Annotated in this window: 20 protein-coding genes and 2 pseudogenes; 13 read left to right on the top strand and 9 right to left on the bottom strand. The window is 48.9% G+C overall.

What is annotated here, in order from left to right; genetic code table 11:
* The 4 genes and pseudogenes from IPJ88_09115 to IPJ88_09100 all read left to right on the top strand — a co-directional run bounded on the left by IPJ88_09115 (position 1) and on the right by IPJ88_09100 (position 5,732).
* A complete protein-coding gene (locus tag IPJ88_09115; GenBank protein ID QQR91837.1) occupies positions 1-1,620 on the top strand; it encodes a hypothetical protein in 1,620 nt (539 codons plus the stop codon).
* A gap of 17 nt (positions 1,621-1,637) precedes the next feature.
* Positions 1,638-2,765 carry a type IV pilus twitching motility protein PilT gene (locus IPJ88_09110; protein ID QQR91836.1) on the top strand — a complete coding sequence of 376 codons (1,128 nt, stop codon included), beginning with the start codon at positions 1,638-1,640 and terminating at the stop codon, positions 2,763-2,765.
* A gap of 50 nt (positions 2,766-2,815) precedes the next feature.
* A pseudogene (locus IPJ88_09105) lies at positions 2,816-4,026 on the top strand (type II secretion system F family protein).
* Positions 4,023-5,732, top strand: a complete 1,710-nt coding sequence (locus IPJ88_09100) for a PAS domain S-box protein (protein QQR91835.1) — start codon at positions 4,023-4,025, stop codon at positions 5,730-5,732. Before IPJ88_09105 ends, IPJ88_09100 begins: the two are co-directional and overlap by 4 nt.
* Here the strand turns inward: IPJ88_09100 and IPJ88_09095 are convergent.
* The 3 genes from IPJ88_09095 to IPJ88_09085 all read right to left on the bottom strand — a co-directional run bounded on the left by IPJ88_09095 (position 5,709) and on the right by IPJ88_09085 (position 8,096).
* Positions 5,709-6,497, bottom strand: coding sequence for an indole-3-glycerol-phosphate synthase (locus tag IPJ88_09095; protein ID QQR91834.1), 789 nt, complete (start codon positions 6,495-6,497; stop codon positions 5,709-5,711). The two genes, IPJ88_09100 and IPJ88_09095, sit on opposite strands and share 24 nt — an antisense overlap.
* Positions 6,498-6,501: 4 nt before the next feature.
* On the bottom strand, positions 6,502-7,461 hold the full coding sequence (gene trpD / locus IPJ88_09090) for an anthranilate phosphoribosyltransferase (protein QQR92004.1): 960 nt from the start codon (positions 7,459-7,461) through the stop codon (positions 6,502-6,504).
* Positions 7,462-7,523: 62 nt separating this feature from the next.
* Entirely contained in the window at positions 7,524-8,096 is a 573-nt protein-coding gene (locus tag IPJ88_09085) for an aminodeoxychorismate/anthranilate synthase component II (protein ID QQR91833.1), read from the bottom strand.
* 284 nt (positions 8,097-8,380) lie between these two features.
* On the opposite strand from IPJ88_09085, the gene IPJ88_09080 reads away from it, so the two are divergent.
* Both IPJ88_09080 and IPJ88_09075 read left to right on the top strand, forming a co-directional pair.
* Entirely contained in the window at positions 8,381-9,556 is a 1,176-nt protein-coding gene (locus tag IPJ88_09080) for a hypothetical protein (GenBank protein QQR91832.1), read from the top strand.
* Positions 9,546-9,833, top strand: coding sequence for a NifU family protein (locus IPJ88_09075; protein ID QQR91831.1), 288 nt, complete (start codon positions 9,546-9,548; stop codon positions 9,831-9,833). The genes IPJ88_09080 and IPJ88_09075 overlap by 11 nt, the downstream gene beginning before the upstream one ends.
* Here IPJ88_09075 and IPJ88_09070 read toward each other — a convergent pair.
* From IPJ88_09070 to IPJ88_09060, 3 genes are read right to left on the bottom strand one after another with little or no spacing between them, the layout of a single operon-like run.
* Positions 9,784-10,566 carry an EI24 domain-containing protein gene (locus tag IPJ88_09070; GenBank protein ID QQR91830.1) on the bottom strand — a complete coding sequence of 261 codons (783 nt, stop codon included), beginning with the start codon at positions 10,564-10,566 and terminating at the stop codon, positions 9,784-9,786. The genes IPJ88_09075 and IPJ88_09070 overlap by 50 nt on opposite strands.
* A 5-nt stretch (positions 10,567-10,571) precedes the next feature.
* On the bottom strand, positions 10,572-12,044 hold the full coding sequence (locus IPJ88_09065; protein ID QQR91829.1) for an MCE family protein: 1,473 nt from the start codon (positions 12,042-12,044) through the stop codon (positions 10,572-10,574).
* Positions 12,045-12,215: a hypothetical protein gene (locus IPJ88_09060; GenBank protein QQR91828.1), complete on the bottom strand. Its 171-nt coding sequence runs from the start codon at positions 12,213-12,215 to the stop codon at positions 12,045-12,047. It abuts the gene before it with no gap.
* A 266-nt stretch (positions 12,216-12,481) separates the two neighbouring features.
* Here IPJ88_09060 and IPJ88_09055 point away from each other — a divergent pair, with 266 nt between their 5' ends.
* From IPJ88_09055 to IPJ88_09040, 4 genes and pseudogenes are all read left to right on the top strand, one after another.
* Entirely contained in the window at positions 12,482-13,288 is an 807-nt protein-coding gene (locus IPJ88_09055) for an undecaprenyl-diphosphate phosphatase (GenBank protein ID QQR91827.1), read from the top strand.
* 12 nt (positions 13,289-13,300) lie between these two features.
* Positions 13,301-13,701 (top strand): annotated as a pseudogene (locus IPJ88_09050) (NTP transferase domain-containing protein).
* A complete protein-coding gene (locus IPJ88_09045) occupies positions 13,698-14,375 on the top strand; it encodes a mannose-1-phosphate guanylyltransferase (protein QQR91826.1) in 678 nt (225 codons plus the stop codon). The pseudogene IPJ88_09050 and the gene IPJ88_09045 overlap by 4 nt, the downstream one beginning before the upstream one ends.
* Positions 14,376-14,435: 60 nt before the next feature.
* A complete protein-coding gene (locus IPJ88_09040; protein ID QQR91825.1) occupies positions 14,436-15,788 on the top strand; it encodes a phosphomannomutase/phosphoglucomutase in 1,353 nt (450 codons plus the stop codon).
* 33 nt (positions 15,789-15,821) lie between these two features.
* Here IPJ88_09040 and IPJ88_09035 read toward each other — a convergent pair whose 3' ends face one another.
* The 3 genes from IPJ88_09035 to IPJ88_09025 form a co-directional block, all read right to left on the bottom strand.
* Positions 15,822-16,646 (bottom strand): hypothetical protein, encoded by an 825-nt coding sequence (locus IPJ88_09035; GenBank protein ID QQR91824.1) that lies wholly within the window; start codon positions 16,644-16,646, stop codon positions 15,822-15,824.
* Between the two features lie 246 nt (positions 16,647-16,892).
* Entirely contained in the window at positions 16,893-17,741 is an 849-nt protein-coding gene (locus tag IPJ88_09030) for a hypothetical protein (protein QQR91823.1), read from the bottom strand.
* 103 nt (positions 17,742-17,844) lie between these two features.
* Positions 17,845-18,402 (bottom strand): hypothetical protein, encoded by a 558-nt coding sequence (locus tag IPJ88_09025; GenBank protein ID QQR91822.1) that lies wholly within the window; start codon positions 18,400-18,402, stop codon positions 17,845-17,847.
* Between the two features lie 84 nt (positions 18,403-18,486).
* Between IPJ88_09025 and IPJ88_09020 the strand changes: the two genes are divergently transcribed.
* From IPJ88_09020 to IPJ88_09010, 3 genes are all read left to right on the top strand, one after another.
* Positions 18,487-19,206, top strand: a complete 720-nt coding sequence (locus IPJ88_09020) for an AzlC family ABC transporter permease (GenBank protein ID QQR91821.1) — start codon at positions 18,487-18,489, stop codon at positions 19,204-19,206.
* Positions 19,203-19,520, top strand: a complete 318-nt coding sequence (locus IPJ88_09015) for an AzlD domain-containing protein (protein ID QQR91820.1) — start codon at positions 19,203-19,205, stop codon at positions 19,518-19,520. The genes IPJ88_09020 and IPJ88_09015 overlap by 4 nt, the downstream gene beginning before the upstream one ends.
* A gap of 176 nt (positions 19,521-19,696) precedes the next feature.
* Complete coding sequence (locus IPJ88_09010; GenBank protein ID QQR91819.1) at positions 19,697-20,263, top strand: hypothetical protein; 567 nt, start codon at positions 19,697-19,699, stop codon at positions 20,261-20,263.
* Positions 20,264-20,280 lie beyond the last annotated feature (17 nt).

The raw sequence follows: 20,280 nt of genomic DNA, 5'->3' as shown, positions 1-20,280 counted from the left end.
ATGTCTGCGCGTTTTTATGATGTGTTGATCTTAGGAACAACACCACCGGCCTTAGCGAGTGCGGCTTTCTTGGCGAAAGGCGGCTTCCGGGTTCTTGTGCTTGGGCAAAACACTTATCCGTATTCTTACCGGATCAACGGAATTGAACTGCCGCGGCTTACTTCGAGAAGCTATGGGCTGAGCTCGACCCTATCGACGCATATTTTAGCCAAGCTTGGTCTAGGTCAAGAGTTAAAGAAAAACACCATCAACAGACAACACGCTTTGCAAGTCTGTCTGCCAAATCATCGCTTCACGCTTGGGCCCAATCGCTTCGATAACGAAAAAGAAATTGAGCGTGAGTTTCCAGAAATAACAGCTCTAGCAAGTCGTTTTTTCGAACAGTGTGAAACCCTATCGGAAGCTTTTTCACGCTTAACTCGCACACAACTCAGCCTACCGCCCGCCGGCCTAAAAGACAGCCTGCAACTTGGTTTGCGCTTCTTTCAAACCGTCAATCGTGCACTGGTTCAACAAGGATACCTTCTTGAAGATTTCCCCACCCAGCACCCTTTTCGAAAATCCATTGGAGCTATTTACCAATGCACGGCCTTCGATCGGCCCGATAACCCCGCTCCCGTCGATTTGGCGCGTGCTTTTGCACTTTTCACGCGAGGCCAAGATCTGGCCGCAGGAGAACTGTTCTTTGAACAAAAGCTTCGCGAAAAAATCTTAGCCTATGGAGGAGAGATTTGGGACGACGATAGAGCATCGAAAATCATTCTCAACGCAAAAGGAGCCACCGAGATTGAACTCGCAAATTCGGAAAAAGAAGTAGGCGCGAAAACGGTTCTCGTCGGCACGTCATTAAATGAATTTCTGGAACTACTTGAGGATCGACACCCTTTGGAGCCACTCTTTGAGCGTGTTGGCCAGCCCGCAGCCCATTTCGCGCGCTTCACTGTAAATCTTCTCATTCCGCGAAACTGTATCCCGCCTTCCACCCAAGGAGACCTACTCGTTGTTTCCAGCGCATCGAGCGCAGAACGAAACGATGAAATTCTTCACGTACAACAGCATCCGTGGCCTGAGGACGATAAAGTGCTCCTTTGTGTTGGAGGCTTTCTTCGTATTGATAAACATCGAGACCTGAGCCTAGACACCCTTCGGGAGGATACGATTGGAAAGCTCGAACAGGTTTTCCCTTTTATTCAAGATCATATCGAGCTCATTGACTCACCTCACGATGGCAAGGTTCCCACATCGCCTGGCGATAAAATGAAGGTTCATGTCGATCAACCTTGGACACGCGGTCCGCAAACCATGCCAACCATGTGGGAGTACCCCACGCGAGGATTACATGGGCTTGGCGGCTTGCCCTTGAGAACGCCACTGCGAAACTTAATCCTGTGCAACGACCAAGTCCTACCCGGACTTGGTATGGAGGGAGCACTCCTTACCGCGCAAGCCGCCACCAAGCGTGTCAATTTCATCGAACGCAGACGTGCATGGCTCCGAAAAGGGCCCTTTTTCGCAGCAGTTCGTTGTAAGGCGGAAAGCAGTGGCAAAAAACCGTCGAAATCTGTCGCCTACAGTGTGTGCACTAAATTATGTACCGCAAATGCCCTACTAGGATCGTGATCTGATACACTTAGTGCATGCAAGGCTTTGAGGATGAACAGCAACCTCGTTTCAATTTGCAACAGCTTCTACGTGTCATGGTTGAACGTGGAGGTTCTGATTTGCACGTCACGACCGGGTCGCCACCCCAAGTACGAATCGACGGCTCGTTAATTCCGCTCCGAACACCTCCGTTGGGACAAATTGAAACCAAACAACTGTGCTATTCAATCCTAAGCGAAGAGCAAAAAGTTAAATTTGAAAAAAACAATGAGCTTGATCTTTCGTTCGGCGTAAAAAACCTCGCACGTTTTCGTGCCAATATCTTCATGCAACGCGGTGCCGTAGCAGGTGCTTTTCGTATCATCCCATACAAAATACAAAGCTTCGAAGATCTCGGTCTACCTCTTGTAATCGCCGGTATGGCCCAACTTCCGCGAGGATTGGTGCTTATCACAGGGCCAACAGGATCCGGTAAATCAACTACGTTGGCAGCCATAATCGACAAGATCAACCGCGAGAGTCGCAAGCACATCGTCACAATTGAAGATCCCATCGAATACGTTCATCCTCACAAATCGTGCTTGGTGAACCAACGAGAGATCGGACGCGATACCTGGTCTTTTACAGCCGCCCTGAAGTCCATCTTACGTCAAGATCCGGATGTCGTGCTTGTTGGTGAAATGCGTGATCTTGAAACCATCGAAGCAGCCATGACGATCTCGGAAACGGGTCATTTAGTCTTTGCTACGTTGCATACAAACGGCGCCGTTCAGTCGATTAACCGTATTATCGACGCATTTCCTGCCCATCAGCAACCACAAATACGAGCACAGCTTTCTTTCGTGTTGCAGGGAGTTGTTTCGCAAACACTGCTTCCACTGGCCTCTGGAAATGGACGGGTGCCCGCTTTGGAAATCATGATTCCAAACCCAGCCATCCGCAATCTGATACGTGAAGACAAGGTTCACCAGATCTACTCGTCCATGCAGGTAGGACAAGGTACGAGTGGTATGCAAACACTCAACCAATCGCTGCTATCCTTGTTTACAACGGGAAAGATTACCCACGACGAGGCGATGACACGTTCGCCTGACCCAGTCGAGTTAGCAACCATGGTCGAGCGCGGACAACAGATGAGCACAGGCTCCAAGCGCTCGAAGTAATTGGCCGAGTTTTGACCACAAGCCCGAATTTCGAGTAGAATTGTAAAAGTATGCCTGAGTTTGTTTACGAAGCCAAAGCACGTACCGGCGAGATCAAGAAAGGAATGATCGAAGCCGAGTCTATTGAAGCTGCAAATAATCGGCTCCGGGCACAAAACTATTCGCCTATCAAGGTGAAAAAGAAACCAAGGGATTTAAGCATCTCCTTTGGTTCTCCAGTATCGCAAAAAGAACTCGTTATTTTTACCCGTCAGTTCTCTACGATGATCGATGCAGGTCTGCCTATCGTACAATGTCTTGATATCCTTTCTGGACAAGGAGAAAACAAACTTTTTGCCAAAGTGATTCGCGACATTAAGGGGCAGGTCGAACAAGGCTCGACATTTTCTGATGCCCTACGAAAACATCCAAAGGTGTTTGATGAGCTGTATGTCAACCTTGTAGCAGCCGGAGAAATCGGCGGCATCATGGATACCATCCTAAACCGCCTTGCAGTGTACATTGAGAAACGTGTTAAGTTAAAGCGACAGGTCCGTGGCGCTATGGTCTACCCTATTGGCGTTATGATGATTGCGATTGTCGTGCTTTCCATCCTTTTGATTTGGGTTATTCCCACCTTCGAAAACATGTTTAAAGATTTTGGCGCCGAAGATGCGCTGCCTGGACTGACACGTTTTGTTATTAACATGTCTCACTCCGTCGTAAGCAACCTTGTATGGATCATATTAGGCATCGTAATTGTCGTAACTAGCATCAGCTACAGCTACAAAATCCCCGCTGGAAAGAAATTTGGCATCGACTATTCTTAACCATGCCTATCATGGGCCCTGTGATACGAAAGATTGCAGTCGCCCGTTTTACGCGGACCATGGGAACCTTGCTCAGCTCTGGTGTTCCCATTCTCGAAGCGATGAACATCGTCGGTAAATCTGCTGGAAACGTCATTATTGAAAAAGCGATTATGGATACGGCGGATCGCGTCAAAGAAGGTACTACCGTTGCCGAACCACTAATGGAAACGAAAGTCTTTCCTCCTATGGTCGTGCAAATGATTGGCGTTGGAGAGGAAACCGGTGCCATGGATCAAATGCTGACCAAAATTGCAGATTTCTACGAAGAGGAAGTGGATGTTGCCGTTGGTGCAATGACATCCATGCTTGAGCCACTCATGATGGTAGTCATCGGAGGCATGGTCGGATTTATGCTTATCGCGATGTATCTACCCATCTTCAACATTGCCGGAGCAGTGAAGACGGAATGAGCGAGCCGCAGGTTCGGCATTCAGTCATCACGCCCTTTCTATCCGACAACTCTAAGCCTGCCGACAGCAAGGTTAAGCAACGCTTGATATTGCTAATAGCTGGCCGATTGATTGTAGCCACGCTGTTGCTCGGCGGAACGCTTGCTCTAACCATTGATCAAGACCCAAAGTTTCAAGGATTCACAACACGCTTCTTACTCGTGTTGATTGTTGCAACCTACGCAACGTCTTTGGCTTCCGCGCTAGCCTTACGAAAAAAGATCAACACCCATCTCTTTGCCTTCATACAAATCGGTTGGGACTTACTACTGTCGTCCTGTCTAATCTACCTTACAGGTGGCTTCACGAGTCTTTTCCCTTTCCTTTATGGCATTCAGATTCTGATGGCCGCGATTACGATAGGCCCGAAGAGCTCTCGTTTCACAGGAATTGCAAGCATTATTCTGTACGCGATCATCGGTTTTGGACTGGCAGGGGAAATCCTGCCCTTTCCCTCGGACCAAACCGGTAACAAGGCTTATTCTCTCGATGCCGAGGTGACCATCTTCGCGCTTTTACATGCGCTTGGCCTTGTCGTCGTTACTCTACTTGCCAGCAACTTATCCTCGCGATTGCGCTTGGCGGGCGGACGATTGCAACAAGCTACTTCCGATGCTGCACGTTATGCTCGGTTGAACGAAGACATTATTCGCTCGCTTTCATCCGGCTTAATTACGACAGATATCAACGGAATTATTCGAACCGTCAATCCATCAGGAGCACGCATCTTGGGGGAGGAAGCCGAAAAACTTATCGGTCTTTACGTCTATGATTTTTTTCCAGATCCAATAATGGATAGTTCTTTTGAAGATGAAACCGTAAAACGTTCAGGCGGAAGCGGCAAACGAATCGACGGAACAGAATTTCCTGTAGGCTATAGCTCTAGTCCTTTGCGTGATGCTGAAGGCCAGATTCACGGAGAACTCATACTCTTTCAAGACCTCACAGAAATTGAAAAGCTGCGAAGTGCTGCGCGCAGTGCAGAACGACTGGCATCACTTGGACGCCTAGCGGCTGGACTTGCCCATGAAATTCGTAACCCTCTGGGCTCAATTTCAGGATCGGTGGAAATCATCCGTGATTCACAAAGCTACAACGATGCCGACAGGCGCCTCCTCGACATTATTCTAGCAGAAACCGAACGTCTCAATGCACTTGTCACGACCATGTTGGAACTTGGCATTCCTAGAGAAACAACGCGCAGCGAGGTTAACCTCAACAAATTGTGCACTGATGTAGTCGAAGTCATCTCAAAAGGACTCGCTCGCGAGACGCAAATTGCATTTGAACTTAACCTTCCGGAGCCCCCTGTCGTCGCCATGGTAGACGCCGATCAAGTAAGGCAAGTACTTTGGAATTTGATCCGAAACGCTTTGCAAGTAGCACCTAGTAACTCGAAGATTGGCATCCATCTCTATCGAGATGCAATGAACGCAAGTTGTTTGGAAGTTGTCGATGAAGGCCCAGGAATTCCTCCAGCTAAAAAGGACAAACTTTTTGATATGTTTTTCACGGGCCGGCTTCATGGTGTCGGTTTAGGTCTAGCTTTGGTCAAACAAATCATGGATGCACATGGTGGCAGCATCTCGATCAAAGATCACCTTGATAAAGGAGCCTGTTTCGTTGCACGATTTCCAGAAACTTCAACGATCAAACAAAGTGCTTAGGAAGCGATCCGGTTCGTTTTGTCGCATCAAAGATTCACCCATAAGCACAGCATCGACACGTGAATCGCGCATGGCTTGAAACTCTTCTTTGGACTTAATGCCGCTCATATACACAGCTATTTTTGTATCGGGGATAATTTGCACCAACTCTTTTGCTCGTTGAGAGTCGACGCTAAAACTACGTAAATCACGGGAGTTGATGCCAACAATCGTTGCGCTTGTATCCAGCACACGGCTCAGCTCTTCGGCCGAAGCACACTCAACGACAGCTTCCATGCCAAGCTCACGTGTTTTGACGATCAAGCGAACTAACTCGACCTGATCCAATACGCATACAAGCAGCAATACATAACTTGCGCCCATCGCACGAGCTAAATGAAGTTGTACTTCATCAAGCACAAACTCTTTGAAGAGCAACGGTGTCCGCGTGACACTCCGCACACGTCTGAGGTCTAGCGGGCTTCCACAAAAGCCAGCACGATCACAAAGGACGCTAATCGCCGAGGCTCCACCTCGCTCGTAAGATTGCGCTATCTCGATGAGCTTTCCTGGAGCTCTTTTTCGAATGGGGCCTGCACTCGGACTACAAAACTTAATCTCGGCAATCACATTCGGCCATTCGGAGGAACTCCGCCGCAAGTGCTCGGCTAGCTGCTTCGTGTCCCCACCAACAAAAGCATTGTGCTTTAGGTACATTGAAACAAAACGACTTCGAGACGCTGTTTCTTTTCTTTTTCGTTCGATGATGCTTGCTAGATAGTTCAAAGCTTCACTCGCTTAGTTGCTTCCACCGTTCTAGGGTTTGGGCCGCTTTACCGCTTCGAAGGCATTCTTCAGCGAGAGCAACCCCGGACTTCAAGTCCTCGGTTTTTCCGGAAAGATGCAAAGCCGCAGATGAATTCATTAGCACGAGATCCCGATATGGACCCGTGTCATTGGCAAAAACGGAATTCGCAATTCTTATATTCTCAGTAAGATCACCGCCTTGCACCAATTCGATAGGAAAAGGCTCAAAGCCGAAATCATTGGGACTAAGGGTTGTCTCCTCGATTTTACCATCGGACAATTTAGCGACCTTGGTTGGACCGGAGGGAGAAATTTCGTCAAGCCCCCCATGGCCATGCACAACCCAAGCACTTTGGCTACCTAGTTCCCTCAACACCTCGGCCATTTGTTTGATACGTTTGGCATCGTAGACCCCAAGGAGTTGCACATTTGCCGCTGCTGGGTTCGTGAGCGGTCCCAATAAATTGAAAAAAGTTCGTACGGCGAGTTCTTTGCGCGGAGCTGCTGCGTGCCGCATCGCTGGATGATGCCTAGGTGCATACATAAAACAAATATTGCAGTGCTCAAGACAGGCTTTAAGCGTTGCTATATCTGCGTCTATGTTGACACCCAAAGCTTCGAGCAAATCCGCACTACCACATTTCGATGACACTGAACGGTTGCCGTGTTTGAGCACCGGGACCCCACAGGCGGCAACGACAACAGCCGTAAGCGTGGAGACGTTAAATGTTTGGGCTCCATCGCCTCCAGTACCGCAGGTATCCAAACGGATGGGGTATTTTTCAGAATCAAGTTGCACTGCAACACTATGCTCCCGCATGATCTTCGCTGCCGCAGCCAGTTCGAGCGAGCTTTCGCCCTTCATACGCATCGCAACGGCAAACGCTGCGATTTGGGCGCTTGTTGCTTTGCCCGAAAGGATCTCATGCATGACCAAAGCCATTGTCTCAGAGCTCAGTTCAACCTCGTCGATGAGCTCCTGAATCGCCCCCTGAATGACTTGCACTACGCTCCCCCTCCCATTGAAACAAAATTCCGAAGCAGAGCGTGCCCATGCTCCGATAAAAAAGACTCCGGATGAAATTGAACGCCATAAACCGCTAAGCTTGCGTGCCGCAACCCCATCACTTCACCTTCAGGCGTCCATGCAGAGCATACAAGCTCCGCGGGGATGCTAGCTTTTTCAACGATCAGGGAATGATATCTTGTAGCCGTGAAAGGAGATGGTAGCTGATCAAATACCCCCACGCCGTCATGCTCAATCATCGATGTTCTGCCGTGCATCAAACGCGACGCTCGAACAACTTTCCCACCAAAATGCTGGGCAATCGCCTGATGCCCGAGACACACCCCCAAAATAGGTATTTTCCCCGAAAAATGGGCAATGGCCCGTAAAGTAAGACCCGCATCGTCGGGCGTCCCGGGACCAGGAGAAATAAGCAAGCGCTCTGGACGCATTTCACAAATTTGCTCCCAATTTTCATGGTCATTCCGAAGCACATCGACTTGCTGCCCCAATTCCTTCAAATACTGTACTAAATTGTAGGTGAAAGAATCGTAGTTATCGATGACCAACATTGTCCCACTCCTCGCCACAGCACACCATGCTCAAACCCTGTCTCTTAACGCTCTATCTTGACACGTACAAAAGGCGACAGATACCCTTTGATTCTAGGGACTGCTACAAAATAGTTCCCGTCGCCAGTGTAACGAGATTTTTTTGATGGCAAAGAAGTTTTTGCAGCAAGCGTTTGAGCTTCTTGCGATAAAAATAACGAAGCCATCGTGATTATCTCGCTATACTGACTCGGTACAATGTTCTGGGGCAGTCCCAGAGAAAAATTTCCAATTTTACGGGTCACATGTCCTCAAAAAAACCACGCGATATTAAGGATCTTAAAGCTAGGCTTGGACGTAACACAAGCCAAAGCCCATCTGAAGCACAGAAAGGCATTGTAAAACCCACTCTAGGGCGCAGCTTCCCATCAGGCGCACCTGTTTCTTCACGAGCGGCGCTCGGAAGTCTTCTTCCCCCGACGAACGATGTGCCTCGTTCTGGTCGAGTTCAGGCCCCAGAATTTCGGCGTAAAAAGGCCCAAGGAACTGCCGCTGCCGATCCCTTCGCGACGGCATCCGTACAACCGACAGGTCCTCGCGAAGTACGCATCGTAGTGGACGAGTCCGCAATGGCTGACTCGGAGATAGGGAAATCACGTTTCCGGATGATGGCCATCGTAGGCGGCATTACGGCCCTCGTAGGGTTAGTGCTTGGTTATGGCGTGGGCAGCACCTCCGGCATGAACGAGATTTACAACCGTACCGTTCGAGACGGAAAAGACATCTACGCCAAAGTTCAAGAAAGCTCAAAAAGCGTACTTGAAGCGCAAAGCTTAGTTACGAAAGCTGTTCAAAAAGCACGGAGTGACACGGCTGTCGACTACGACTCTCTTCAAAAGCTACAGGCGATAAAAAAGCCATTCACGGCCAATGAATTTCACCGAAAACACTACAGCAACTTTAAAGCGTCGACGGTTGATGACCTGTTCGACTACTACAACAACAATAACTTGATTTGGGCCAAAATCGAGACTTTAGCTGGCCGTACGCTTCCGCAAGCCAACCGCAAGACCCTCGATGCCGCTGCAAAAGCGGCAGGAAAGATCGGTTCAACCAACTTCGGCGTCATCGTCATGCGTCAAGGAGACGGATACGCGGCTGGATTAACCTACATTGCAACACCCGACGGATCAGGCGATACCCCCAAAGAGCTCCAAGTCTCAACACGTAGCGGTGGTCCGCAATACACGAAAACATTGTATTCTGGACAGAGCCTTAAAGAGAATACGGACAACTATGTGATTCCTGTCGAAAAGGCACGCAGCATGGCGATTTTAGGCGAGCCAGCAGATGCCTTCGCAACTTACTCCAAAGACCTTCTGGAACTTGGCGCGCTTATTGAAGCTACTGTAGAAACACAAGGTCGCCTCGAAAAAGCGCTTGGCGATATAGCTAAGCTTGAGGAACGTTTTGCCTTCTAACGACGAAGACGCAACAATTCCTGAGGAAGCTGCTCGAATCATCGATGAAGTTGTTAGGCCACTGATTGAAATAGATGGTGGAGCGATACAACTTATCGCTGTCGATCAAAAAAGCGCAATCGTTGAGCTGTCTAAAGCATGTGTCGGCTGCCCAGGGGCCTACTACACAAAAGAGTTCATCGTAAAACCTGCACTGCGAAAAGCTTTGGGCTCTGAAGAGCTCGAGGTTAGTTTTGTCTCTCCGGGCTTCGCTGCTGTTTCCTCGAGTACTCCCTAATCTCCAAGAACAGTAGTGTCCCCCCTGCTACCGCAGCGGGCATAAAAAACAGATTCACGATCGGGATAAACAAAAGCAGCCAGACACCTGTGCCAAAGCCAAGTGCCGTGCCTGGATAACGAAAAATCAAGGAAAAGCGCTCTGACATCGTCATCTTTGCTCGAGCCATCGGCCAGTCCATATAGTCCAACGCAAAATAAAAAGCGGTAAATAAAAAACCCACAGCAGCATATGCAACTTGTCCTACGCCCGGAACAAGCAGCGAAAGAACAAACAGCGGCACCATAATCAGCAAATAAACAAGAAAACGTACAAGCTCCATGCTAACGGTACGTAGAATGTCATGGCCCAATTCCATCCATGACAAAGGCTCAATGTTTGCTCCGGAAGCCTCTTTTTCAATGCGTTCACTCAGCACATCGTTAAACGGAGCAGCAACAATTGTACTGGTAAAATAGACCAGCACTACTCCACCCACAGCTAAAGCGATTCCGATCACCCATCGCAGCAAGGTGTGCACTATGTTTTTCCACCACGAGCTGGAACCGGCATCTGACCAAAAGAGAGCAAGCAGATCATCGGAAAAAAAAACAGAAGAAACAAAAACAGCAGCAAAACAAACAAAGGTAATCGCAATAGGAAAAACCCAGATACGCGCAAGCCTCAAACGCTTACGATAAACCCAATCAGCTCCACGAAACACTGCTTTAAAGCCCGCGAAAAAACCAAGCATGATGTCTACCTGGCAGGAACGCCGCCGGCAAATGGCAAGATGTTCTTCAGATCCTCATCATTAAAGCGCAATTGGGCGCCAAAGAACATATCACGCGTATCGTTCAGATAATCGTCGAGACCACCCAAAATCCAAAAACGATTAACTACTTCCATAGCAATCCTCGTGCGCAACCGCGGCATGGCTTGCTCGCCAAAAGCAAACAAGTCGTTTGTCATTTCCAAACGGTCATCAAGCAAATGAAACAGCACGCTCACACCACCTGTTGATTCCAAAATACCAAAACGAAAGGTGGCAAAATGAATACGTTTGGCAAACATCAAGGAAAAGCGGAACGCATCGCGTGTGGTGACTTGAGTCTGGGTATAATTTGAAGGTTCCCCATCAAGCGGCGGGCTCGTACGGACCGTAGTTTGCGAGAACTGCGTAAGACCGCGTGGATCGTCAATTAACTCAAAAAGATAATACCGATCTTCACGAGGTTGAAGGCGAAGCTGAACGTAGCTCTTAAAGGTATTGGCCAAGAAATTGTACTCGCTACGAAGACTCACGATCGTTTGCAGTCGTGAAATCCCGCCTACAAAATCGCCAACGTCGTTGACCACGCCCTCTACTTCATCAATCAAGGTCTCATCACTGGTTAAGCGTCCGATGGTGCCTTCACCACGCGCCGTCCGATCGCTCACCTCTTCGACATCCTTGAGCACACTTTCAAGTTCGTGAGAAGCACGGTTGATGGTGGCAAGTGTATCGCCAATTCCTCCAGCCTTGTCACCCTCTCCATTTTCTTTGACGTAGTTGCTTACGTCTTTGGTCACCAGATCAATATTATTTAAAATTCGAGCTAATTTGGGTGCGGCATCTTCCGTAATCGATTCAACATTTTTCAATGTATTACCAATCGCGTGTTCGTTCTCAGAAATCGTGCGGTTCGCCGCTTCTAAGGCTTCCGTTAGATTTCTTAAAGCACTGGACATTTGCTGACCAGCCTCATCTCCGCCAAAAGCATGCTCCAGCTGGTGCGAAACTTTGCGTATGGAATCACTTATGTCCGCAACGTTCGCGATGATGTCGCTCGTATCAGAAGCGCCCTTTAGCGCAGCAATTTGATCGCCATTTTTAAGCCGTTCTTGGTCCGCACTCCCTGGCACGACAACCAAGATAGTCTCGCCCAAAATAGACGCGCTCCTTCGCATCACATAGGCATCCGAGTGAAGCTTAACATTACCGTGGATACGAATATCAACGCGGGCACGCGATCCCCACAACCGAATCTTCTGAATGTATCCAACTTGAATACCGGCCACGAGCACGCGTGATTTTTCGACTAAGCCCTGAACATCATCAAACACAGCCCAAACGGTATATTCATCGCCATTGCCCGCAGTCTCATCAACAAGGCGGTAAGTGACATAACTCGCGATGCCAACCACCACAACGAGCAAGCCAACACGGACAGCTTTCCAACTATCTACCATCTAAATCTCGTCCATGTAGAGCTCGCGCCGCGCCAGCGCACGCTCGACACAGTGCTCACGCTGCGCCAGCGCACGCTCGACACAGTGCTCACGCTGCGGCTTTTGTCCTTGCATCGCATCGTCCTGCCTTGTGACACACCCCTGAAAGCCTTCGGGTTGAACTACTCGCATGTTAGGTGGCTACCATAGCCGGAGCAAGAGTTGCATTGTTTTTGTTTTGCAAACAGATCTTTTAGCTGCCAGGGCTTTTCGCGAGCTTTTGATTGCCCCGGGCTCAGCTCCTTGCCCTGTTACTGGGACGCACAACAAGCCGCGTTGCGACAAAGGTGGCTTGTTTGGCAGGAGAGGAAAATTACAGAGTGGGCGGGTGGAAGGTCGATCTGAATAGACACTGGGCTACTCTGGGTTTAGTTTCCCGGCCTGTTCGAAACTTCACTATGTTAGCATTTCTGCCCCTGCTTGCTTTGGGTGTACTTCAAGGCTTCACCGAGTTTTTTCCTGTGTCCAGCAGCGGCCATGTTGCAACGCTGGCGTTGTTTATGCCGGTCAAGAACATGTCGCTTGCCTTGGTCATTGCGCTACACATCGGCACGCTTTCAGCAACCCTTGTGGTATTCCGCAAAGATATAACGAGCATTTTTACAAAAATCAGCGAACTGTTGCGCGGTAAACCTAAAGCGCCTGACGAACTCATTTCCTTGGAGCTGCTGATAGCCATCACCTTGGCGTCGCTAGCCACCGCTCTTGTTGGAATGATGCTGAAAAGCCACGTCGAGCAGTGGATGCATGAACCGCAGACCCTTGGTTTATGTTTTTGCCTTACGGCTACAACGCTATTTGCACTGCGTGCGAAAAAAAAGGGAACGCGAAAACTAAGCTGGCAGTATGCGTTGTGGATCGGAATAGCGCAGGGCCTTGCAGTCACACCCGGAATCAGTCGAAGTGGCAGCACCATCGCCTGCGCAATGTTTTTAGGCGTCCCTGCGGTTGAAGCCTTCCGTTTTTCTTTTTTAATATCCATTCCTGCAATTCTCGGCGCCACCCTTCTCGAAGGCTTGGGTGCTTCGCCTGAGCGACTTTTTTCACATGACGCGCTGATCGGAGCATTGATCGCATTTATTTCAGGCTATATCGCCCTGCTATTGCTACGCAGGATCTTGATACAGGGCCATTTTTGGGGCTTTTCATTGTACCTTTTCCCTTTGGGTGTTTTCCTAATCTGGTGGGGAAGTAATCTTAGCTAGAAGCGAGGAAAGATGGCGAAGGAAAATCGATTTGCTCTGATCATGGCAGGAGGTTCTGGAACACGCTTCTGGCCTCTATCGCGCAAGACGAATCCCAAACAACTGCTCTGTCTTGGCAACAGCGCTCAATCCTTACTCCAACAAACCGTGGATCGTATTAGCCCCTTATCCCTCCACAAAATGTTTTCGTCGTGACTGGGCAACATCTAGTCGATGCCGTATGCGCTCAGCTACCGCAGGTACCCAAAGCACAAATCCTAGCTGAACCTGTAGGCCGAAACACCGCTCCTTTGCGTGGGCTGGGAGCAAGCCATGCACTAAGGAAAATAAAGATGCGGTTCTTGCCGTCTTACCTTCGGATCAACATATCGGCGATCCAGCAGAATACCGCGCAAAACTCGAGCTCGCTTTGAATCACGCGGAAGATGGAAACATTGTCACCATTGGCTTAAAACCAAGCTATCCTGAGACTGGTTTTGGTTACATTCAAATCGCTTCAGAGCAGAAGCCAGGTATTCATGCCGTAAGCCGCTTTGTTGAAAAACCCGATCAAAAAACAGCTGAAGGCTATCTCAAAGATGGGAACTATCTTTGGAACAGTGGCATGTTTTTCTTCAAAGCTGCCATCCTCCTCGAGGAGATCAAAAAGCACTTACCTGAACTATCTGAGGCCTTGGCACAATTCGAAAAAGCAGCCGCCAACGGCGAGGAAAAAGCAAAAGTATCGGCTCTGTATCCAAGCGTGCCCAGCATTTCCATTGACAACGGAGTCATGGAGAAAACAAAAAACATCGCTTGCATTCCCGCTTCCTTTGCTTGGTCCGATGTCGGCAGCTGGCGAAGTGCCTGGGAGCTAGGCGCCAAAGACGCTCACGAAAATGTCGTCCACAGCGGCACAGTCCTACACGACAGCAAAGGCTGCTACATCAAAGGTCTTGACGATAAAATTATCGCGGTCGTCGGACTTGAGGATCTTGTTATAGTTGATACAAAGGACGCTTTGCTCGTCATGCCCAAACATCGCGCTCAAGATGTCCGAGAAATAGTCAAACAGCTCATCGAAGCAAAAAAAGAAAAAGTTCTGTAAAGCAACTCGACTGCTTTTTGTCAGTTGTTTTCAGCTCAAAATTGGAGTACGGCACAACACATGAACCCAAGTATTTTCCGTGAATACGACATCCGTGGTGTGGCCGAACACGACATGCCCGATGCCTTTGTTAAAGACCTAGGCCGAGCGGTTGGAACCTTTTTGAAACGCAAAGGAGCAGCTAAAATCGTTCTAGGTCGCGATTGCAGAATGAGCTCCCCCCGATTGCATACAGCTCTTCGTGACGGCCTACTTGAAACCGGTATTCATCTTCTCGATATCGGCGTCGGACCAACACCGCTGATGTATTTTTCGGTCTTTCATTTTAATCTTGATGGTGGCGTACAAATCACCGGCAGCCACAATCCTCCAAACGACAATGGCTTTAAGCTCATGTCGGGCAAGAGCACCCTTTACGGCAAAGACATTCAGACCTTGCGCGAGATGATTGAAAAGCAGGATTTTGAGCTGCCTGCAAAAGGCGGACTCGAAGAAGTCGATGCCATTCCGGCCTATGCGGGCTACATGAAAGGCAATTTTGACATCAAGGGCAAACGCATTCGTTTCGCCATCGATGCTGGAAATGGCGCAGGCGGCCCTACCGCGCTTGCAGCTATGCATGCCGTTGGGCTTGAACCCGATCCCATGTTCTGCTCCATGGACGGCGCTTTTCCAAATCACCATCCCGATCCCTCCATGCCGGAAAACCTTGAGGCACTCATCACGCGCGTCAAATCGCAACACTACGACCTTGGTATTGCCTTTGACGGCGATGCCGATCGCATTGGCGTCATCGACGCCAATGGCGAGATCATCTGGGGCGACAAGCTTCTCATCTTGCTCTCCCGTGCCCTTTTAAAAACGCATCCCGGAGCAACCATCATCAGCGAAGTGAAAGCCTCTCAGACGCTATACGATGACATTGCAAAACATGGTGGTCGCGGAATTCTGTGGAAAACCGGGCACTCTTTGATCAAGAAAAAGATGAAAGAGGAAAAGGCCTTGCTCGCTGGCGAGATGAGTGGCCACGTTTTTTATGCCGATCGCTACTTTGGGTTTGACGATGCAATCTATACCGCACTTCGCTTAGTCGAAATTTTATCCCGAGAAGATAAAGCCCTTCACGAACTCATTGCCGATGTACCCGTGACCTACGCCACACCGGAAATTCGTGTCGACTGCCCAGACGATCAAAAATTCGATGTCGTTGAGCGTGTCAAAGCACACTACAAAGGCAAAAAAGAAGTTATCGACATCGATGGCGTACGAATTCTGTTTGAACAAGGCTGGGGCCTGGTGCGCGCATCAAACACCCAACCCGTCCTCGTCCTACGATTCGAAGCTGCCACAAAAGAAGCCCTATCAGCCATTCGCAACGAAGTAGAATCCGTCGTCAAGCAAGCCAGAAACTAGAGAGTATTTTCAAACCTGCATCGAAAAATTGCACTAGAAAATACTTGTCAGTGGACTGGGATTTGCTGCATTAGCTCCCTTCAAGTCGTTTCGGTATTCCACAGCACAAGTCAAGCCGATATTTTCCAACCAAGAATTAAAAATTATCCCTGTCAGTGGGCCTCTGTGACCAAGGTGAATGGAAGGAGCAAATTGCTTCGGCCAGACACCTTTTATTATGATTTTGTCCATATCATCAGGAACGCGACTACCGTAATGGTATGTATATTGAGCATCCTCGGGTTCGACTACAATCGATTCGTGTGCTGTTAGTTCACCAGAACTTTCGACACTTATTTGGTACAAAGTCGACTCCCCTTTTGTAACTCCATAGGAGTATGGATCGATAGAGAAACCCACAAAGGCATTGTCATAGGCACATTTACGTTCTGGAATAACAACTGTCTCGTTTACATTGCTGTTGCGTTCGATTGACGCATCTACAGCATCCACACACATTCCGTAGAAAAGCTCAGTTTGTTCAAGAGTCAGTTGCGGTGGTAAACTCGGAATGACAATGGCAGTCACATTCTTGCCCAAAGCTCCTAGAAAAATACCCAAATTTGTTTCAAATGAGTCGCCGCTATTGATATCATCCTTTGGAAAGCTCTGTGTTGTTTCGGAAGTACTTTCATCGGCAAAAATCAACTTGTAGGTCAAATGCAAGTAATTGTCTTCAATAGGATCGCCGGTCCACGTCAAATTCACATGGACCATCGCTGTTTCGCTTTGTCCGGCTCCACAGTCATACTCAGGGAAATCAATACGAATCGCTTCCTTGCCTTTAGACTGATTGGAACTGCCTTCCACTAAATCCACTGAAGCATTGCACCCAGTTAAAGCAACCGAGCAAACAAACAATAGGAGGGGGATTCGATACATGAAAACACTCTTTCTACAGTAGGTAAAAAACCTACATTGTCTACAAAAGGTAGCATCCTTTTTTCAAGATGCAACTCGATGAAAATTATAGGTTAAAGAGGCGGAGTGTCTGAGCACCCATGAACTTTTTCTGAAGTTGATGAAATGACTATTTATGCAATATGCAAGCTGGCCACACCAACCCTATCGCAATAACAGAATGGTTCCTGTTGCAATGGCGAGCGCAGCCACTGCTGCAAAGGACCAAAACAAGATTTTATATCGCATCGAGCTGCCTCGAAGGGGTAGCTCGGGGGCTTCATCGGGCCAATCGCTTCTATTGAGCTTTGGCGCGCTCGACTGTTCACTGGGACTGGGAGGCGGAGCACTGCTTTTTCGAGCAAAAGGACGAGGGGAATCGTCATCGGTGCGAAGGTAGGATCCCGTATTATCCTTGCGCATACTGTCCGCAACTCCGCCAGGAAGTTTTTCTTCTGGAGGAGCGGCTGGAGGCAGTGAATCCAAAAGATCATCAATATCCGAAATGATATCTCTCGGACTCTCAGTGCTTTCCGCCGCTTCCTGATCGAAGCGAGATAGACCTTTTGGCAAACTTGTATCGCGCGCGGCTTCTCGCAAAAGACGCGCTAAGATCCGGCGAGAGGCTTGCCGATTTAAGGGCACAAGGCGACTTAGCAAATCGTCTCGCAAAACGTTCAGATCCGAGACGGTACTTTTGCGTGCAGACTCAACCAGGGCCACGATGTTTTCAGGCACTCCCGGAGCTGCAGCCAATAAAAGCTCGCCCAACATCTCCACCACCGAGCGTGCGACTCGATGCTGCTCGGCCTGTATGCCCTGCCCCTGGATTTGTATATGACCGTCCACGCCCACAAGGACACGATTACTATCGACCGTAGACGGTGAACGTTGGATCTGCTCACAGGTTTCGAGCGCGACAAAGACACCAATCTCGTATGGCATATGAGCACTACGTCGACGGAGGGAGCCTACAAGGTCTTTGATGCTGAGTTGTTGAGCTTCTGCTGACATGATGACAACTCACTTTATCTATGGCGAAGAGTGGAAAATGGCAACATTTTCAGCAAAAAAAGGACTTTTTTGGCAGATTTTGAACAAAACATTGCCATTTTTGTCAATTCGAATCCCCACGAATACTGCTTAGGCTCTTGTCATACCAACGCTCAATCGTACGTGGGAAGGGCCACATCCAACCGTAAGCCGGCCCAGTAAACAAACGCACGAGCTTCCTTCGAAATGCATCTTGCTCTAGAGCTCGTATGCCATAGAGCTCGCTGTGTACACGCATGGTCTCCTCGTATGCTTGCCATTCAAGCCTTGCTCTACCCCAAGCCAGTCCAAACGGGAAGAAAACAAACACATAGACCACCGCCATAACAAAAAAGCCCAGGCGGGAAAACTGTTCAAGATGAACAGCTTCATGTCGTAAAACAGCGTATCGCTCGGCATCGCTTCGTTTCGACCAATCCCGAGGCAAGTAAATGACTTGGCCAAGTGTTGTGACAACATCAATCATAAAACTTCGATTCATATTCAGTGTCACAACACGAAGAGCAAAATCAATCATGCGGCATACCGTACTTTGCTGCTTTGAAATTAACGCGAAACTTGGATAGCGAAGCGTCAGCTCCTTTACCAGTTGATCACAGCGCGTATCTTTCTGTGCACTCATGATAAGACCTTAACATGCGAGGTCTTTTTGTGCGTAAAAGGAGAACTTTCCTAGAAAGGCCTGTCGTGGTATCGCCTGGCTCCCATGAGTGAATCAGAGGCCCTGGAAAACCCATACAAAGCGGCTATAAAAGACATCCTACCCCTTATTTTAGGTCTCATTCCCTTTGGCCTCGTCACCGGTGTGCGCGCTGTTGAAATCGGTTTTAGCGCGATCGAAAGCGGCCTGCTTTCTGTCTTTGTATTTGCCGGAGCAGCACAGCTTGCCATGCTTGAGCTTTTTAACGCACACGCTCCATGGTTTGTGGTGATTGGAACTGCCTTGGTCATCAACTTGCGTATGATGATGTACAGCGCCTCGATAGGGCAGATCTTTTCTACATTGAGCAAAAAAAGGCGCTGGCTCATGTCCTATGTGCTTACCGACCAAGCTTTTGCCCTAAGTGTCTTTAGGCAAAGCCGTGGTTTTTCAGGTCCCATGCTACAGAAGTATTACCTTACCGTAGCTTTTTCACTTTGGGGATTATGGCTGGCGGTAACGGTCATTGGCGCCCTTATCGGAGCAGTCATTCCCGCATCCTGGGGACTTGATTTCGCCGTGCCACTAACTTTCCTCGCACTGCTCATTCCAGGACTTAGAACCTCGCCGCAAGTCTTTACCGCCCTTGTTGCTGCAACCTTCACACTTGGACTCTCCCCGATCTTACCCATGAAAACAGGTCTATTGGTGGGTATCCTCGCTGGCATTGCCGCGGGCATGTGGAGCTCGTCCCGAGTCCCGGTCTCAGAGAAAGAGGCTTCATGACGAATTTTGCCTGGCTATGCACCCTTGTCGTAGCCATCGGAACTTTACTCATTCGTGCCAGTTTTCTAACCCTCTACCCGGCCGATCGTCTGCCTTACCGCGTTAAGCAGGGTTTGCAATTTCTACCGGCTGCTGCGCTCAGCGGCCTGGTTGCCTATACACTTCAATCGGGTTTGACCCTCGAATTTTCACTAACCAACATTGCTCGAGTTATTGCGCTCGCTGTAGCTACCGTCGTTGCTCAACGCACTAAAAAAATAGTTTGGACACTGTTAAGTGGACTTGCAGTCATGTGGCTGCTCAACGCTTTTTAGAAATACCGGATCGCCATCAAGGCAACAACGTTGCAACGAACTGTATCCAAACGCATACACCTCATTGTGATTTTTCTGCGACACTTCGATCGAATCAAGGTTGTTTTTCTTTGTTTTATAGCTGGCACGCTACTTGCTCTAAAGCAGATACGTACAAATAAAAATAAAGGAAAGCTATGACCTATCTTAAGACAGCGCTTAGTCAGCAACGCCATACATTCGCCGCGTTCACCGTCATTACCTTGCTTGGAGCAGCTTGCGCAGGAGATGAATCCCCTCCAGAAACACCAGATGCCCCCTTTGACATTCCTGCCGATGGAGGTACGGACACGGGCTCGTTCGATGACCCTGAAACCGCAACCCTTGATAGTTTTCTCGGAACTTGGACACGCCCCTTCGGCTCCATGCAGATCCAATGCGAGGCTCCCATCGGGGATAGCACCAAGCCAATGTCTGGCGGTAGCTTTTTAATCGGCGAGGGCTTTGATAGCGAGCTCGTTTTTTTCAACGTACCGGATTGCTCAATTGATATGAATACCAACGCACAAAGCGCTATCGCTTTGCCAAATCAAAGTTGCGCCGTCACAGAGCATGCTATGGCTTATTATGATTCTTACGTCCTTGAACTTCTGCCTTCTGGAGAACTTAGTGAGCAAGCTTCCTTTCGTGTCGTTATCACAGCGGACGGCCGGCAGACAAACTGCACATACGCGATCGAGGCTCGGCTAGCACCAAAGCCCTAAAAGCAGCTCAAAAAAAC

The organism is Myxococcales bacterium (assembly GCA_016699535.1).
Taxonomy (GTDB): Bacteria; Myxococcota_A; Polyangia; order Polyangiales.
Note: the sequence above shows the minus strand (reverse complement) of the source record. Positions and strands in the feature narration are given on the sequence as shown.

Bases quoted from the DNA above. Each gene is read 5' to 3' on its own strand.
- trpD (QQR92004.1), bottom strand. From the start codon at position 7,461: ATGGCTTTGGTCATGCATGAGATCCTTTCGGGCAAAGCAACAAGCGCC.
- IPJ88_09030 (QQR91823.1), bottom strand. From the start codon at position 17,741: ATGTCAGCAGAAGCTCAACAACTCAGCATCAAAGACCTTGTAGGCTCC.
- IPJ88_09070 (QQR91830.1), bottom strand. From the start codon at position 10,566: ATGCTTGGTTTTTTCGCGGGCTTTAAAGCAGTGTTTCGTGGAGCTGAT.
- IPJ88_09040 (QQR91825.1), top strand. From the start codon at position 14,436: ATGAACCCAAGTATTTTCCGTGAATACGACATCCGTGGTGTGGCCGAA.
- IPJ88_09010 (QQR91819.1), top strand. From the start codon at position 19,697: ATGACCTATCTTAAGACAGCGCTTAGTCAGCAACGCCATACATTCGCC.
- IPJ88_09055 (QQR91827.1), top strand. From the start codon at position 12,482: ATGTTAGCATTTCTGCCCCTGCTTGCTTTGGGTGTACTTCAAGGCTTC.
- IPJ88_09100 (QQR91835.1), top strand. From the start codon at position 4,023: ATGAGCGAGCCGCAGGTTCGGCATTCAGTCATCACGCCCTTTCTATCC.
- IPJ88_09060 (QQR91828.1), bottom strand. From the start codon at position 12,215: ATGCGAGTAGTTCAACCCGAAGGCTTTCAGGGGTGTGTCACAAGGCAG.
- IPJ88_09110 (QQR91836.1), top strand. From the start codon at position 1,638: ATGCAAGGCTTTGAGGATGAACAGCAACCTCGTTTCAATTTGCAACAG.
- IPJ88_09025 (QQR91822.1), bottom strand. From the start codon at position 18,402: ATGAGTGCACAGAAAGATACGCGCTGTGATCAACTGGTAAAGGAGCTG.
- IPJ88_09065 (QQR91829.1), bottom strand. From the start codon at position 12,044: ATGGTAGATAGTTGGAAAGCTGTCCGTGTTGGCTTGCTCGTTGTGGTG.
- IPJ88_09115 (QQR91837.1), top strand. From the start codon at position 1: ATGTCTGCGCGTTTTTATGATGTGTTGATCTTAGGAACAACACCACCG.
- IPJ88_09080 (QQR91832.1), top strand. From the start codon at position 8,381: ATGTCCTCAAAAAAACCACGCGATATTAAGGATCTTAAAGCTAGGCTT.
- IPJ88_09015 (QQR91820.1), top strand. From the start codon at position 19,203: ATGACGAATTTTGCCTGGCTATGCACCCTTGTCGTAGCCATCGGAACT.
- IPJ88_09020 (QQR91821.1), top strand. From the start codon at position 18,487: ATGAGTGAATCAGAGGCCCTGGAAAACCCATACAAAGCGGCTATAAAA.
- IPJ88_09085 (QQR91833.1), bottom strand. From the start codon at position 8,096: ATGTTGGTCATCGATAACTACGATTCTTTCACCTACAATTTAGTACAG.